The following is a 14612-nucleotide window of genomic DNA, read 5'->3' as shown; positions in this document are numbered from 1 at the left end:
GCTAACCCAACCGCTCATGGATAGCCGCCAACTCGTTAGTATAACTGCCCTTTTGCTGGCCGGCGTGGTAACTGGCTGCCAACAATCCGGCTCGCCGACGAGCGCGCCGGCTTCCGGCACGGAGAGTTCCGCGCAGAATCCGGGGCCGGCCGGCTGCTCACCCCTGGAAACCCGGCAGGCCGAGGTGCCCAGCCAGCGCCCCACTACCCCCGACCAAACCCGGGCCTGCGCCATCACGTCGGCGGCGGCTTACGAGGTAACGGTGCTGGCCAAAGGGCTGGAGCACCCCTGGGCGGTTGAGCCGCTGCCCAACGGCGACCTGCTGGTGACCGAGCGGCCGGGCCGGCTGCGCATCATATCGGCCCAGGGGCAGACGGGGGAGCCCATTAAGGGCCTGCCGGCGGTATACGCTACAGGCCAGGGCGGCCTGCTGGATGTGGCCCTCAGCCCCACCTTCGCCACCGACCAGCTGCTGTACTGGTCGTTTGCCGAGCCCCGTGGGGCCGCCGGCAACGCTACGAGCGTGGCCCGGGGCGTGCTTTCGCCCGACCGCCGGAGCGTAAGTCAGGTGAAGGTGATTTTTCAGGCACTGCCGGCTTATAACGGCGACAAGCACTTTGGCTCCCGGCTGGCATTTGGGCCCGATGGGATGCTGTACGTGAGCCTCGGCGAGCGTTCGGACCTGCAAATCCGCCCCCAGGCCCAGCAGCTAAACAGCCATATGGGCAAAATCCTTCGTCTCACTCCCGAGGGCCGGCCGGCTCCGGATAACCCGTTTGCCAAGCAGGCCGGAGCGCTGCCCGAAATCTGGACGGTGGGCCAGCGCAACGTGCAGGCTACGGCCTTCGATGCGCAGGGCCAGCTCTGGTCGGTGGATATGGGCCCGCAGGGCGGCGACGAGCTGAACCGGCTTGAGGGAGGCAAAAACTACGGCTGGCCCCTGGTGACATTTGGTGAGGAATACTCGGGCGAGCCCATCCCCAATTCCGTGACGACCAAGCCGGGCTACGTGGACCCTGTTTACTACTGGGACCCGGTAATTGCGCCGTCGGGGGCCCAGTTCTACTCCGGTAGTGCCTTTCCGGCCTGGCAGGGCAACCTGTTCGTGGGCTCGCTCAAAGACAGGAATCTGGTGCGGCTGCAACTGGAAAACGGCCGCGTAACGGGCGAGGAGCGCCTGCTTTCCGACCGCAAGCAGCGCGTGCGCGATGTAAAGCAGGGGCCGGACGGGGCGCTGTACGTCGTCACGGACGAGGGCAACGGAGAGCTGTGGAAAATCACTCCTTCAGCGGCGGGTAACAGGCCGTAGGGCAGGGGGGGCTCCCGGTGGGAGTTGCCGGGCCACACTGTAAGCCCTGTTCTGGCCTGCGCTGTACGTTTTGAAGGGGCCCTATGAATATCCGTTTCTACCAACGCCTGTTAGTCGTCGCGTTGCTGGCAGTTCCGGTTATGCTGCTGCTGATTGTTTGCGTGGATGAGCCGCTGGCCAACTTGCTCCACGCACATGGTGCCCCGCTACGGCTGTTCTTCGCGGGGCTGATGCAAGCGCATGATATCGTAATAGACACGTTGCATGCTCAGGCGGTATGGCTGTGGCCAGGGCTGCTGGTGTTGTTCATCGGGACGCGCCTGCGGCGGCGGCCCGGCAGCACCATCTGGCTGGTCGGGGTGCTTGGGTGGATAAGTGGTTCAGTGGCTGGTAGTATGCTAAAGGTCTATTTCGACCGTCCCCGTCCATCTGATGTGTTCCACCAATTGGCATCCAACGCGAATTTCTGGCAGGTTAGCGGCCAGTTCGATGCGTTTCCCTCGGGCCACGCGGCCGGTACGGCGGGCCTGCTGCTGCCCTGGGCGCTGCGGTTTCCGAAGGCGCGGCCCTGGCTGCTGAGCTGGCTGGGGCTGGTGTGCCTGGGCCGGGTGGTGCTGGAGCTCCACTGGCTCAGCGACGTGGTAGCCGGTGCGGCGCTGGGCCTGCTGCTGACCTGCGGGTTTGAACTGGCAACGTGGTGGCTGCGGCCAAAACTGCGGGAATACGAATAGCACGTCATGCTGAGCGAAGCGGAGCGTAGTCGAAGCATCTCTACCGCAGTGGTAATCCCGATGATTGTAACGAAGCGGTAGAGATGCTTCGACTACGCTCCGCTTCGCTCAGCATGACGTGCTTTTTCTACCCTATCAACTCCTACTGCCTATCTTTCGCCCTATAACCCCCCGCCCGTGTCCGCTGCCCCCACCAACCCCGACAATAAACCGCCGCTGCTGCCGTCGTGGCGGGCCTGGTACTGGCTGGTGCTGGGGGCGCTGGGGGCCGAAATCGGCTTGTTCGTGTACCTGACCCGGCTGTTTGCATGAGTGCGCTCGACTGGCTGATTCTGGGCGGCACGCTGCTGTTTATTGTGGGCTACGGCACCTGGCGCACCCGCCGCGCCGGGGCCTCGCTCGACGATTACCTGCTGGGCGGGCGCTCGGCTTCGTGGTGGGCAGTGGGCCTGAGCATTATGGCCACCCAGGCCTCGGCCATCACCTTTATCAGCACCCCCGGCCAGGCCTACGACGACGGCATGCGCTTCATCCAGTTCTACCTGGGCCTACCAGTGGCCATGGTGCTGATTGCCGTGTTTGCCGTGCCCATCTACCACCGCCTGCAGGTGTACACCGCCTACGAGTACCTGGAGGGCCGTTTCGACAGGCGCACCCGCACCTTCACGGCGCTGCTGTTTCTGGTGCAGCGGGGCCTGAGCAACGGCCTCTCGCTCTACGCCCCAGCGCTGGTGCTGTCGGCCATTCTGGGCTGGAACATTCACCTAACCGTCTGGCTGATTGGCGGGCTCATGATTGCCTACACCGTGAGCGGGGGCACCAAGGCGGTAGCCGTAACCCAGCAGGCTCAGGTGGCCGTTATTTTCACCGGCATGGTGGTGTCCGGCTACCTGCTGGTGCACTACCTGCCCGCAAACGTGGGCTTCACCGACGCCATGCGCGTAGCCGGCTCCCAGGGCAAGCTCAACCTGATTGACTTCCACTTCGACCCCAACGACCGCTACAACTTCTGGTCGGGCATCACCGGCGGCCTGTTTCTGGCCCTCTCGTACTTCGGCACCGACCAGAGCCAGGTGCAGCGCTACCTGGCCGGCCGCGACCTGACCGAAAGCCGCCTGGGGTTGCTGATGAACGGGTTGCTCAAAATTCCGATGCAGTTCGGGATTCTGCTGCTGGGCGTGCTGCTGTTCGTGTTCTACCAGTTCAACCCGGCTCCGCTCACCTTCAACCGGCCGGTGTACCTGGAGGTGGCCCACTCCGAGCAGTACGGCCCCCAGCTGCGGGGCCTGGAGCGCACCCACGCCACCCTGTTCAAGGCCCGCGCCCAGGCCACCGGCGCGCTGGTAACGGCCCTTAAAACCGACGATGAATCGGCCATTGCCGCCGCCCAGACCCACCTGCAAACCGTACAGGCCGCCAATGCGGGTTTGCGCCAGCAGGCCCAGAAGCTGATGAAGCAGGCCGTGCCCTCGGTTGAGGCCAAAGACACCGATTACGTGTTCCTGACCTTCGTGCTCAACTACCTGCCCCAGGGCCTGGTGGGGCTGCTGGTGGCCGTGGTGCTGAGCGCCGCCATGGGTTCGGCCGCCGCCGGCCTCAACGCTCTGTCGTCCACCACCGTCGTCGATTTGTACCGGCCGCGGCGGCCGGGCCGCACCGAGGCGCACTACGTGGCGGCCTCGCGCTGGGCGGCGGTGGGCTGGGGCGTGCTGGGCATTGCCTTTGCCACCTTCGCCGCCCGCCTCGAAAACCTGATCCAGGCCGTCAACATTCTGGGCTCGTTCTTCTACGGCACCATTCTGGGCATTTTCATGGTGGCCTTCTTCATGAAATCGATTGGGGGGCGCACGGTGTTCTGGGCGGCCGTGGTGGCCCAAACGGTAGTAGCCGCCCTGTTTTTCGCCACCGATATCGGCTACCTCTGGTTCAACATCATCGGCTGCGCCGTGGTAGTGGCGGGCTGCGCCTTTCGTAGAGCTATTAGCTAAAAGCTGATAGCGGTTAGCCTGCTGTTCGGATGTAAAGTGCCGCCTTAGCTACCTCAAGCCCCAGCGGGGCGACATATCGGTAGCCCACCCGGAATCATCCGATTTTAAAGCCCCGGCGGGGCGGCACAAACCGTCCAACGGCCTGTGTCGCCCCGTTGGGGCTTTAGCACTCTATATCTCCTCAATACTACCGATATGTCGCCCCTCCGGGGCTTTGACAATCTTCTTCTCCTGGCTGCTACCGATATGCTGCCCCTCCGGGGCCTGGCCCGTTGTTTCTCTGAGCCCAACCGGCAGCAAAAAGCCCCGTCTGACGATTCAGACGGGGCTTTTCAGTTTTCCAGCACGAAAAGCTAACAGCTCTCAGCCGGCAGCTCAGGATAAATCTACTTGGCTTTCTTGGCTTCCATAATCAGCTCGTCGTTCATCTTCACGTAGTCCATGTTCTTGGCTTCGGTGGCGAGCTTCTTCGACATTTCGGCGGCCGTAACGGCACCCTTGTAGTCCTTCATTTTCATGCGGATTTTAGCCTCCGTGAGCATGTTCCAGAACTTGGGGTCCTTGGCGTTGGCCTGCTGCATCCAGGTCAGGGCCTGCTTCATGTCCTTGTTGTTGTCGAGGTAGTAAACGGCGGCCGCGGCCAGGTCTCCGCTGGTGGGGCTGGCGTTTTTCACCACCTTCTCGTCGATCTGAGCCATCACCTTGGCATCCACTTCCGACATGAGCTTGAACTTAACGGCCGTCTGGTCCCACATCATGGCCACGTTGGCGGTGGCGGGGGTCAGGTCGGTGAGGTCGATGGTGAAGGTTTCCACCTTGTCCTTGAGCATCATGGGCTTCACCTTGAAGCTGGCCACGTTCTCGTCGTCCTTGAAGGCATCGACGTTGGCACCGGCCTTGGTGTTCTTGTTGAGTACTACGGTCCACTCGGCTTTGCCGGGGATGGTGTAGAGGCCGTACTCGCCGGCGGCCACTTTCTGGCCTTCCACCATCATGTCGTCGGCAAATTTGATAGTAGTAGAGCTGTTGGCTCCGGTGCGCCAGCGCTGGCCATACGTTACCACGCTCTTGCCGCCGGCCTCGCCGAAGCCCAGGCGGCTGCGCAGGCTGGGCCGGTAATAGGTTACGGTAACGTCGGTGAGGCCCACGCGCTGCGTCAGGGTGCTTTTGGGGCTGGGCTGGGGCGTGCTGATCTGGGCCTGGGCCGCCGTGCCGCCGCCGAGCAGCAGGCCGGTGAGCACCAGGGTAGCGCCGGGAATGCGGGCCGTAGAAGGGCGGGAAGTGGAAAACGACATACGAAGCAGGAATTGGGTGAAGGTGAGAGTTGATTCAGAGTAAAAATAAGCAAACCAAACTCGGCCGCGCCGGTGCAGTCAGCGGCGAGTCATTAACAGTTCGCTTTTGGTTCGGTGAAACAGCAACCCGCAACCCGCACCAAAGTTGCCTGCAGGCTCCCGCCGCCACTACGCCCGCTGCTGCCGAATCTGGTGCTGCGTCAGCAGCTGGGCCACATCGGCGGGGGTGGCGGGGGCCTGCAGGCGGCGCAGGTCGAGGTAGTAGCAGGCCGCTTCGGTGGGGTAGAGCAGCAGCCAGTCGGTGCCCACCCACACGGCCCGCCGGATGCGGGTCCACTTGCCCGAAAACTGTCCCAGCGTACTCCGGCCAATGATTTCGGAACTGGTCAGCCGGAAGTCGATGGGCCGCTGCAGCGTGGCGTTGCGGGCGTAGCCGCGCCGCAGCTGCCAGCGCACCAGCCCGAACCGCGCCAGGCCGTAAAGCACCGCCACGCTCAGAAATATGAAGGTAGACGTGCGTTCGGGCTGGCCGTTCTGCCACACATCCAGCCCGATACTGATACCCAGCAGCAGGATGCCCGCGCCCAGCAGCCAGTGGTTGCGGCGCGTAGCCGGCCGCGCCCGCCACAGCCGGAAGTTCACGGCCACAAACTCGTCGGCCGACATACGCACGGCGGGTAACAGGTAGGGCAGTTTGGGCATGGTGGGGGGAGGGTACCGTTTCGCAACCGAAAAATGCGCAAAAAGAGGCCGGACTAAACCGCAAAAATAGCCTTGCCGGTCCGCATATCGCTCCACTGAATCAGCGCCCGCACGTCAGCCGCGGTCAGCGGCACGGGCAGCCGTTGCAGGTTGAGGTAGTAGCAGAACTCCATATCGGGGTAAAGCAGCAGCCAGTCGCCCATTTCACGAATGCGGCAGAGGGAATCCCAGGGGTGGAATACGGTGCCCAGGGGGTAGTGCAACCGCAGGCCGGCTTCCGAAAACTCCAACGACTCAGGCTGGGGCCGCGCCCGTTGCTGCTTAAAGGCGCGCCAGTACTCCCAGCGTTGGTGAAGTAGGGAAAAAGCAGTTCCCAGCAGTCCTATAACTACTATCACCCCGAAAACCCTGATTTTGCCTTTAAGCTCTCCTGGTATAAATAAGGCCCCGACAAAACCAGCTGCCAGAAAGAAGGCGGACTGCAGTGACCTGTGCAGCAGCTTAGGCCAAGGGTCGGAGGTGACCGGCGTATAAACCTGCCGAACCTGTTGCGGGGCAGGAGTACGTTGCCGCTCTTGCGTCTGATGAATCAGCTGGTACTCGGCGAAGGTGGGCGGGGTGGCGGGAATAAGCATCGGCACCCTGTCACGAGTGAATTGAAACTCCACTGGCCTGTATCATGGCTAAAGCATCTGCCGAATTGGCGGGTGCGGCCACCTGCTCAAGGTCGAGAAAAAAAGCGCTTTGCTCCGACGTTTGCAGCAGCAGCCAAGAGCCAAACCGGTCGGCCCGTGTAAAGGCAGGCCACGCCAGATCAGCGTTAACAACCGGCCCACGTATGCCTACGCCGGTGGCACTCAAGATGTAGTCGGCGGCGTGTTGTAGCAAGCTACTCGCTTGGTATTGCCGTCGGGTGCCCCAGACTGTAAGTAGGGGCAACAGCAGGAAAAACAATATGAATAGCGTGCCTAGAGGCTCCTTTTGCAGGAAATCGAGCACGGTAACCGGACCGGTAAATAGTGTTCCGGCCAACCAGACCGATAGGAGCCAGGGCACGAGCAGAATAGTTGTCAGCGGTTTGCGGCGGAAGGTGTAACGCAGGCTAAGCGCTAAGTAACGGCGGAAATTTACCTGAACCTCAGGAATAGAAACGACCATCATAAAGCTATATAAAAGCCAGGCCATGCTGTTGCAATAATGCACGCAAGTCGACTTCAGTAGCGGGCGCTTCCAGGCAGGCTGGGTCCAGAAATTCGCCCCGCTGAGGTCCGGTAACCAAAAAGTACCAGCGTCCCAGTCGGCGCACGCCCTGGCAGCTGGCCCAAGGCAATTCGAGGTGTTGCATGGCACTAGTTTTTTCGATGCCGGCTGCAGTTAGCCGGTATGTGGCGAGCTGTTGCATCAGGGGGGTACCGTTGTACTGCTTTTTAATGGCCCGCCGATAGCCGAATCCTAACAAGACCGTCATAATGGCAACTATTGCCAGCGTAATACCTATCCGGTAAAGCCAGGATTCTGATGCATACAAGCCGTCATTCCGAAACAAATAAGTGATGAGAGCACTCGTCAACAGTATGCTTATCCAACCCCGCTTTCGCATGACAATAGGCCAGTTGATATCTAAATAATCAGCCTGGGTGATATGCACGTTAGTAAGTAGAATAGGCTCCATAGGACCGAAAGTAACAGGTTATAAGTCAATTTCTATAGAACACAGAATCCCGGTTGGTGTCTAGCTAGCGACAAAAAAGTATTCCAGAAACCCATGAAAATAAAAAAGGGCAAAGCCAAAGCTTTGCCCTTGCGGTACCAGTTCAGGAAGGCCTAACTCAGCTCGAACTGCAGCCGCAGCAGGTTGGCGTAGAGGCCGCCTTCCCGGTCGCTTAGCTCGTCGTGGGTGCCCTGCTCCACGATGCGGCCGCCGTCGATAACCAGGATTTTGTCCACTTTGCGGATGGTGCTCAGGCGGTGGGCGATGATGATGCTGGTGCGGTTCTGCATCAGCTCGTCCATGGCGCTTTGCACCAGCTGCTCGCTTTCCGAGTCGAGCGAGGAGGTGGCTTCGTCGAGGATGAGGATGGCGGGGTTTTTCAGGATGGCGCGGGCAATGGCGATGCGCTGGCGCTGCCCGCCCGAGAGCTTGATGCCCCGTTCGCCGACCAGCGTATCGAGGCCCTCGGGGAAGCCCTGAATGAAGCGGTAGGCATTGGCCCGCTCGGCGGCTTCCACTATTTCGGCGTCGGTGGCGTTGGGGCGGCCGTAGGCGATGTTCTCGCGGATGGAGCCACCGAACAGCAGCGTTTCCTGGGGTACGATGCCAATCTGGCGGCGCAGGGCGGTCAGGTCGTAGTCGGCTACCGGGTGGCCGTCGATGGTAATCTGGCCGCCGCTTAAGGGGTAGAACTGCATCAGCAGGCCCGCAATGGTGCTCTTGCCGGCGCCGCTGGGGCCCACGAGGGCAATTTTCTCGCCCGCGCCGATGTGGAAGTCGATGTCCTGGAGCACGGGCACGTCGGGGCGGGTGGGGTAGCGGAAGGCCACGTGCTCGTAGCGGATGTCGCCCTCGATGGCAGTGGGCACCAGGCCGGTGGCGGGCTCGTGGTGGGTAGGCTCGGGCGCTTCGTCCAGGATTTCGAGGATGCGCTCGGAGGCGCCCAGGGTGCTCTGCACCTTACCGTACATCTCGCCCAAACCCGCAATGGAGGCCCCGATGAAGGCCGTGTAGAGCAGGAAGGTAAGCAGCTGACCCACTTCGAGGTGGTCGGGGCCAGGGTTGTAGACCAGCTGGGCCGCCCGCCACAGAATGAGAATGATGCCGCCGGTCAGGCCGATGATGATGAACGACACGAAGCCGCCGCGAAACAGGTTGCTGCGCAGCGCCACCGTCACTACCCGGTCGAGGGCCGCGCCGTAGCGGCGGGTTTCAAACCGCTCGTTGGTAAAGGCCTTCACCGAGTTGATGGCCTGCAGGGTTTCCTCGACGATGGTATTGGTGTTGGCCAGCTCCAGCTGGGTTTCGCGGGCCAGCACCCGGATTTTGCGCCCGAACAGCCCGGCCACCAGAATAATGGGCGGGAAGGTGAGCAGCATAAACAACGAGAGCTTCACCGACACCAGCATGATGGCCGTAATGCCGATAATCATGGTGGAAAGCTGCCGGAACAGCTCGGCCAGGGTCAGCGAAAACGTGTCCTGAATCTGGGCTACGTCGGAGGTGATGCGCGAGGTAATGGCGCCCACGCGGTTCTGCTCGAAGTAGGGGATGGGCAGCTGCACGAACTTGCCGTAGAGCGCCCGGCGGATGTCGCGCACCGTAAACTCGCTCACCTGCGTGAAAAACCAGATGCGCCCGAACGAGAACAATCCCTGAAACGCAATAATGGCGAACAGCAGCAGCGCAATCTGGTTGATGCCCAGGGTCCAGCCGTTGCTGAGCACCAGCGGCTCGTGGTTGGCCGCGTTGATGAGCTTGCCGGCCAGCCACGGAAAGGCCATAAACGTGCTGCTGCTGAGCAACAGCATCAGCATGCCCACGATAAACTTGCCCTTATACGGCAGCATGTAGCGGAAAATCCGCAGGCTGCGCTTGAGCGACTCCTTGTTTACTTTCGGTTTGGGCAGCTCGGCCGCTACGGGGTCGCTGCCGCTGGTATTCATTCCACTACGGGCCATTTCTTCTTGAGAAGCTAGGAGTTAGGAGCTAGAAGTTAGAAGTAGGAGAATCGTTTAAAAGGACGGTCACACTGAACATGATACTTCTTTTAAATCAGTCAATTCTATCTTCTAGCTCCTGACTCCTAGCTCCTTATTTAATTAAATTTCGGTTTGCCCTGCTCCACCTGCAGGCCCTCGGAAACGCCGAACGGCACGGGCAGGCGCACCTGAATGGGCACCGGCTGGCCTTTGCGGGTGGCCGGTTTCCAGGCCGGCATCTGGCCCAGTACCCGCAGCGCCTCCGTGTCGCACTCGGGGCTCAGGGGCTGGGCCACCGAGGGGTTGGTGAGGTGGCCGTCGGCTTCCACCGTAAAAGTCATTACCACGTGCCCGCTGATTTGCTGGGCGAGGGCCGCTTCCGGGTATTTCAGGTTCTGCTGGAAAAACTGGTTTAGCCCCTTGGCGCCCCCCGGAAACTGGGGCGGCACATCGGGACGGTTGGCGGCGGGCTTCGCCTGCGCCTGCATTTGCGTGGTCTTCAGCTCGATGGGCTTTCGGGAAGGTGCCGGCTGCTGGGCCCGCGCTTCCCAAAGGCCCAAAGATACGAGCAGCAGGATGAAGGAAAGATGTTTCATGGCGGGGGGCTGGGCTGAGGCTTGGAGAGGGTGGAACAGGGTCAGGCAGTAAACCAGCACGTCAGGCAGAGCGGAGCGAAGCCTGACGTGCTGGTTTACTCGCCTTCTCACTTCTAAACCAAGAACAACCTTTAAGCTACGGGGTTCAGTTCGAGGTTGCGGGGGCGCGAAATCAGCCACAGCCCCAGGAAGGTAAGCAGACCGTTGAGAATCAGGATTTCGAAGCCAAACTTATAGCCCCACCAGGCCTCGGAGTTGTGGTTGATAAAGTACGTGAGCATTGGCGTGAACAGGCAAAGGGGCAGCACCAGCTTGTCGCGCAGGCCGCGGCTGGTGAAAATGCCGAACGAGTACAGGCCCAGCAGCGGCCCGTAGGTGTAGCCGGCGGCCTTGAAGACGGCCGTAATCACGCTCTGGTCGTTGATGGCCCGGAAAATCAGGATAATCACAATCAGAATTACCGAGAAGCCGAAATGGGTGAGCTGGCGGATGCTTTTCTGCTTCTTCTCCTCGTACTGGCCAATGCCGAGCATATCCACGCAGAACGAGGTGGTGAGGGCCGTCAGGGCCGAGTCGGCGGAGGCGTAGGTGACGGCAATGATGCCCAGGATGAACACGATGCCCGCAAACAGGGTGAAGTGGTTGGTGGCCAGCATCGGGAACACCGCGTCGCCGATAACGGCGCCGGTTTCGGGGTTGGTGGGCAGGGCAATGCCCTTGGCGGCGGCGTACTGGTAGAGCAGCACCCCGAGCGAGAGGAAGAAGATGTTCACGAGCACGATGGCGATGGTGAACCAGAACATGTTTTTCTGGGCGTCGGCCAGGTTGCGGCAGCTCAGGTTTTTCTGCATCAGATCCTGGTCGAGGCCGGTCATCACGATGGTGATGAAGGCGCCCGAGGCAAACTGCTTCCAGAAGAACTTGTCGTCTTTGGGGTCGGAGAAGTAAATCTGCGACATGGAGCTTTCCTTCACCGTTTTCACCAGCCCGGCAAAGCCCAGGTTCAGCTCGTGGGCCATCAGGTAGATGCTAACGGCCACGCAGATCAGCATGGCCAGGGTCTGGAAAGTATCAGTCCAGAGGATGGTTTTGAGGCCGCCGCTGAACGTGTAGAGGTAAATCAGGAAGATGGCGATGGTGACGGTAGCGGCAAACGGCACGCCCAGGCTGTCGAACACGGCCAGCTGCAGCACGCCCGCCACCAGAAATACCCGGAATGCCGCCCCCACGGCCCGCGAAAGCAGGAAGAAGAACGCGCCCGTTTTATAGCTCCAGAAGCCGAACCGCTGCTCCAGGTAGGTGTAAATGCTCACCAGCCGCAGCCGGTAATACAGCGGCATAAGCACGGTGCCAATCACGAGGTAGCCCACCGTGTAGCCCAGCACCACGGCCATGTAGCTCCAGCCCTGCCCGGCCACCATGCCCGGAATCGAGATGAACGTGACGCCCGACAGGGAGGTGCCAATCATGGCAAAGGCCACCATGTACCAGGGCGCGTTGCGGTTGGCAATAAAGAACGACTCGCTCGTGGCCCCGCGGGAAGTCAGGTAGGCAATGATGATGAGAACCACAAAGTAGCCCGCAATCAAACTCAGAATAAGGGTGGGGGACATTTAGTTGTCAGTTGTCAGTTGTCAGTTGCCAGTTGTCAGGCGAGAAGAGCCGACAATCAATCAGGCAGCTAAAGTAAGCGAATCAGCAAAGCTACAATTACCAGCCAACTACTGAGCCGGGCACTGACAACTGACAACTAGCAACTGACAACTCAACCCCAGTCCTGCCAGCGCAGCACTTCGCCCACGGCGGGCAGGTGCAGCTCGGCGCGCAGCATACCGGAGGCGGCAATTTCGGTTATCAGGCGGTGGGGCTCCGAGGCGGGCTCGTCGCTCAAATCGAAGGTGCCGTGGTGCATGGGCACCAGATGGCCGGCGCGCAGCTGATTGGTGGCCTTGGCCGATTCGTGGGGGCTGGTGTGGCTGCCGGCCATCATGAAGGCCGGCTTGTAGGCCCCAATGGGCATGAGCACGATATCCAGGGGGCCGAACTGCCGCTCAATCTCCTCGAAATGGTCGTTCATGTTGGTGTCGCCGGCGAAGTAGAGCGTGCGGCCGTCGGGCAGGCGCAGCAGCAAAGAGCCCCAGAGCACCTCGTTCAGGTCGAGCAGGCCGCGGCGGTACCAGTGCGAGGCCGGCAGCTCGAACAGCTCGAAGGGCGCCGCGGGGCCCAGGTCGAACTGCTGCCACCAGCCGGCTTCCTGCACCGGCAGCTTGGGGGCCATGCCGCGCAGCAGTTTCTGCAGCCCCAGCGGCCCGAAGGCCCGCAGCTGCGGGTTCTGGCGGGAAAGCAGCTTAATGGACTGCTCGTCGAGGTGGTCGCGGTGGCCGTGGCTGAGCAGCAGCAGGTCGATGCCCACCAGGTCTTCGGGGCGGCAGGGCAGGGCGTGGCGGCGACGCAACCCCACCGACGAGAACAGCAGCGGGTCGGTAATGAGCGTGATGCCCGCCACCCGCAGCACGAAGCTGGAGTGGCCCAGCCACAGCAGCCCGTCTTCTTGGCTCCGTAAAAAAGCGGTGCCGTCCACTACGTCCGGGGTCCAGGTGTCGGCGGCCTTCTCTTCCCGCTGCGGGTTCTTGGTCAGCTGCCACTTCAGGGCCGTGCTGAGCTGGGGCTCGTACAACTCCTGGCCGTTGCAGTACTCGTTGCCCACCATTTTGTTACCGGGGTAATTGGGCTTGATGGTGGGCAGGTCGGGGTTGCGCACGTAGCGGACGGAAGCCATGCAGAAGATAAAATAACCGCGTAATGCGCCGCCTCAGGCCCGGCAGGCAGTCCAAGGCAGCGCATCAGGAAGTGAGAAATAAGCGGAAGCCGGGCCGATAGGTCTTATGCGGCCCAAATCGTCCTAATAGCCCCAGGGCGAACCATAGTAGCCGCCCGGCTGGGTGGTGGCCCCGTTGCTGACGCGTACCCCGCCCGACACCGAGAAGTTCTCGGTAATACGGTAGTCGGCCCGCAGGTTGACGCCCTGGCCCAGGTTGCCGCCGAAACCCGCGTACGGATTCACGCCCAGCCGGCCGAACTGGCCCGCCGGCGTGAGGTCTTTCCAGGCCGAGCCGGTGAGCATAACCCGCTCCGACAGCGCGTACTGCCCGCCGCCCTGAATGAGGTAGTGGTTGGTGCCCAGGTAGGCGCCCGTCAGCGGCAGCCGGCCGGTGGCGTCGCCGGCCGGCAGGTAGGCCGCGCCCGGCGTAGTGCGCAGGTAAGTCAGGCCGCCAAACACGGCAAAGCGCCTGCTCAGCGGCAGCGAAACCGTGGGGCTGAGGTAGGCCGCTGAGCCGTAGCGACCGGCAAAAGTGGTACCGGCCTGCAGGCTGTACGAGGGCCGCAGCCCCGGTTTTGGGGCGGTTGGGGCGGCGGTGTCCTGGGCCTGGGCGGCGCAGGCCAGCAGCAGAGCGGCGGGCAGCAGATAAACGAATCGGGGCATGGCGAAAGATACGAAAGCGCGTAGTAGGACGAAGCACCGCTGCGCCCCATACCAAAGACCGCGCCGGCCGAATTGGTTGCATCGGGAGTGGTAGCTTGGTGGTTGATCGGGGCAAAGCTGTTTCTTTACGCCCTATCCAGTCGCCTTTATGTCCGACCACGAATTCCAGCCCTACCAGCGCTTCCCCAATGCCACGGTGGCCCAGCCGCTGCTGGAACTGCTGCACGCCCACGGCCTCGAGGCCCAGACCCGGCTCGACCAGCCCGCCATCGACCCGTCCTTCGCCTTCAACGAAACCAGCCGGTACTTCCTGGTGCTGCTGCGCGCCGCCGATTTTGCCCGGGCCCAGGCTCTGGAGCAGCAGGCCGCCCAGGCCCAGCTCGCGGAAGTGCCGGCCGACCACTACCTGCTCACCTTCAACAGCTCCGAGCTCTACGACATTCTGCTGCGGCCCGATGAGTGGAACCCGCTCGACGTCGCCCTGGCCGGGCAACTGCTGGCCCAGCGGGGCGAGCCGATAACGCCCGCCCTGCTCGACGAGATGCGCCGGCAGCGGCTGGACGAGCTGGCCCGCCCCGAGCCCCGCCAGACCGGCGGTGTGCTGGCCGGCTACGTACTGGCGCTGCTGGGCGGGTTTTTGGGCGTGCTCATCGGCTGGCACCTGTACGCGCACCAGCGCCAGCTACCCACCGGCGAGCGGGTGCCGGCCTTCCGGCCCGCCGACCGCGCCCACGGTCTGCGCATCCTGGTGCTGGGCGTGGTCGTTTTCGGGCTGTTGCTGCTGTGGCGCTTTCACGACGAGCTGGGCTAGCCG

General features: G+C 62.1%; 15 protein-coding genes. 5 read left to right on the top strand and 10 right to left on the bottom strand.

The features are described 5' to 3' along the window. The first annotated feature begins 16 nt into the window (after positions 1–16). The 4 genes from BMY67_RS12180 to BMY67_RS12170 all read left to right on the top strand — a co-directional run bounded on the left by BMY67_RS12180 (position 17) and on the right by BMY67_RS12170 (position 4028). Complete coding sequence (locus BMY67_RS12180) at positions 17–1309, top strand: PQQ-dependent sugar dehydrogenase (protein WP_092771944.1); 1293 nt, start codon at positions 17–19, stop codon at positions 1307–1309. Between the two features lie 83 nt (positions 1310–1392). Beyond that, a complete protein-coding gene (locus BMY67_RS12175) occupies positions 1393–2040 on the top strand; it encodes a phosphatase PAP2 family protein (RefSeq protein WP_092771942.1) in 648 nt (215 codons plus the stop codon). A gap of 177 nt (positions 2041–2217) precedes the next feature. Continuing rightward, complete coding sequence (locus tag BMY67_RS19745) at positions 2218–2352, top strand: hypothetical protein (RefSeq protein ID WP_262490352.1); 135 nt, start codon at positions 2218–2220, stop codon at positions 2350–2352. Next, positions 2349–4028, top strand: a complete 1680-nt coding sequence (locus BMY67_RS12170; RefSeq protein ID WP_092771940.1) for a sodium:solute symporter family protein — start codon at positions 2349–2351, stop codon at positions 4026–4028. The genes BMY67_RS19745 and BMY67_RS12170 overlap by 4 nt, the downstream gene beginning before the upstream one ends. A gap of 386 nt (positions 4029–4414) precedes the next feature. Here the strand turns inward: BMY67_RS12170 and BMY67_RS12165 are convergent, their stop codons facing one another. The 10 genes from BMY67_RS12165 to BMY67_RS12120 all read right to left on the bottom strand — a co-directional run bounded on the left by BMY67_RS12165 (position 4415) and on the right by BMY67_RS12120 (position 13798). Next, entirely contained in the window at positions 4415–5323 is a 909-nt protein-coding gene (locus BMY67_RS12165) for a DUF2911 domain-containing protein (protein WP_092771938.1), read from the bottom strand. A gap of 168 nt (positions 5324–5491) precedes the next feature. Further along, positions 5492–6025 carry a hypothetical protein gene (locus BMY67_RS12160; RefSeq protein WP_092771936.1) on the bottom strand — a complete coding sequence of 178 codons (534 nt, stop codon included), beginning with the start codon at positions 6023–6025 and terminating at the stop codon, positions 5492–5494. 53 nt (positions 6026–6078) lie between these two features. Beyond that, on the bottom strand, positions 6079–6693 hold the full coding sequence (locus BMY67_RS18990; protein WP_143069809.1) for a hypothetical protein: 615 nt from the start codon (positions 6691–6693) through the stop codon (positions 6079–6081). Further along, positions 6671–7186: a hypothetical protein gene (locus BMY67_RS12150; protein WP_177189806.1), complete on the bottom strand. Its 516-nt coding sequence runs from the start codon at positions 7184–7186 to the stop codon at positions 6671–6673. The genes BMY67_RS18990 and BMY67_RS12150 overlap by 23 nt, the downstream gene beginning before the upstream one ends. A 4-nt stretch (positions 7187–7190) precedes the next feature. After that, entirely contained in the window at positions 7191–7697 is a 507-nt protein-coding gene (locus BMY67_RS12145; RefSeq protein ID WP_092771930.1) for a hypothetical protein, read from the bottom strand. Positions 7698–7849: 152 nt separating this feature from the next. Beyond that, on the bottom strand, positions 7850–9697 hold the full coding sequence (locus BMY67_RS12140) for an ABC transporter ATP-binding protein (RefSeq protein WP_245745032.1): 1848 nt from the start codon (positions 9695–9697) through the stop codon (positions 7850–7852). Between the two features lie 137 nt (positions 9698–9834). Beyond that, positions 9835–10314: an energy transducer TonB gene (locus BMY67_RS12135; RefSeq protein ID WP_092771926.1), complete on the bottom strand. Its 480-nt coding sequence runs from the start codon at positions 10312–10314 to the stop codon at positions 9835–9837. Between the two features lie 131 nt (positions 10315–10445). Next, on the bottom strand, positions 10446–11927 hold the full coding sequence (locus tag BMY67_RS12130; protein WP_177189805.1) for a sodium:solute symporter: 1482 nt from the start codon (positions 11925–11927) through the stop codon (positions 10446–10448). Positions 11928–12079: 152 nt separating this feature from the next. Continuing rightward, positions 12080–13093, bottom strand: a complete 1014-nt coding sequence (locus BMY67_RS12125; RefSeq protein ID WP_092771924.1) for an MBL fold metallo-hydrolase — start codon at positions 13091–13093, stop codon at positions 12080–12082. Between the two features lie 123 nt (positions 13094–13216). Continuing rightward, the gene (locus BMY67_RS12120) at positions 13217–13798 is read right to left on the bottom strand and encodes a hypothetical protein (protein WP_092771922.1); all 582 of its coding nucleotides are present in this window, start codon (positions 13796–13798) and stop codon (positions 13217–13219) included. A 148-nt stretch (positions 13799–13946) separates the two neighbouring features. Between BMY67_RS12120 and BMY67_RS12115 the strand changes: the two genes are divergently transcribed. Further along, complete coding sequence (locus BMY67_RS12115) at positions 13947–14609, top strand: hypothetical protein (RefSeq protein ID WP_092771920.1); 663 nt, start codon at positions 13947–13949, stop codon at positions 14607–14609. Positions 14610–14612 lie beyond the last annotated feature (3 nt).

The organism is Hymenobacter actinosclerus (assembly GCF_900111515.1).
GTDB lineage: Bacteria > Bacteroidota > Bacteroidia > Cytophagales > Hymenobacteraceae > Hymenobacter > Hymenobacter actinosclerus.
This window is presented reverse-complemented; position numbering and strand designations above follow the sequence as displayed.

What these genes read in the sequence shown, in the direction of transcription:
- BMY67_RS12120 (WP_092771922.1), bottom strand. Translation starts at nt 13,798, where the DNA reads ATGCCCCGATTCGTTTATCTGCTGCCCGCCGCTCTGCTGCTGGCCTGC.
- BMY67_RS12145 (WP_092771930.1), bottom strand. Translation starts at nt 7,697, where the DNA reads ATGGAGCCTATTCTACTTACTAACGTGCATATCACCCAGGCTGATTAT.
- BMY67_RS12115 (WP_092771920.1), top strand. Translation starts at nt 13,947, where the DNA reads ATGTCCGACCACGAATTCCAGCCCTACCAGCGCTTCCCCAATGCCACG.
- BMY67_RS12125 (WP_092771924.1), bottom strand. Translation starts at nt 13,093, where the DNA reads ATGGCTTCCGTCCGCTACGTGCGCAACCCCGACCTGCCCACCATCAAG.
- BMY67_RS12165 (WP_092771938.1), bottom strand. Translation starts at nt 5,323, where the DNA reads ATGTCGTTTTCCACTTCCCGCCCTTCTACGGCCCGCATTCCCGGCGCT.
- BMY67_RS12175 (WP_092771942.1), top strand. Translation starts at nt 1,393, where the DNA reads ATGAATATCCGTTTCTACCAACGCCTGTTAGTCGTCGCGTTGCTGGCA.
- BMY67_RS12160 (WP_092771936.1), bottom strand. Translation starts at nt 6,025, where the DNA reads ATGCCCAAACTGCCCTACCTGTTACCCGCCGTGCGTATGTCGGCCGAC.
- BMY67_RS12140 (WP_245745032.1), bottom strand. Translation starts at nt 9,697, where the DNA reads ATGGCCCGTAGTGGAATGAATACCAGCGGCAGCGACCCCGTAGCGGCC.
- BMY67_RS12130 (WP_177189805.1), bottom strand. Translation starts at nt 11,927, where the DNA reads ATGTCCCCCACCCTTATTCTGAGTTTGATTGCGGGCTACTTTGTGGTT.
- BMY67_RS12150 (WP_177189806.1), bottom strand. Translation starts at nt 7,186, where the DNA reads ATGATGGTCGTTTCTATTCCTGAGGTTCAGGTAAATTTCCGCCGTTAC.
- BMY67_RS12170 (WP_092771940.1), top strand. Translation starts at nt 2,349, where the DNA reads ATGAGTGCGCTCGACTGGCTGATTCTGGGCGGCACGCTGCTGTTTATT.
- BMY67_RS12180 (WP_092771944.1), top strand. Translation starts at nt 17, where the DNA reads ATGGATAGCCGCCAACTCGTTAGTATAACTGCCCTTTTGCTGGCCGGC.
- BMY67_RS12135 (WP_092771926.1), bottom strand. Translation starts at nt 10,314, where the DNA reads ATGAAACATCTTTCCTTCATCCTGCTGCTCGTATCTTTGGGCCTTTGG.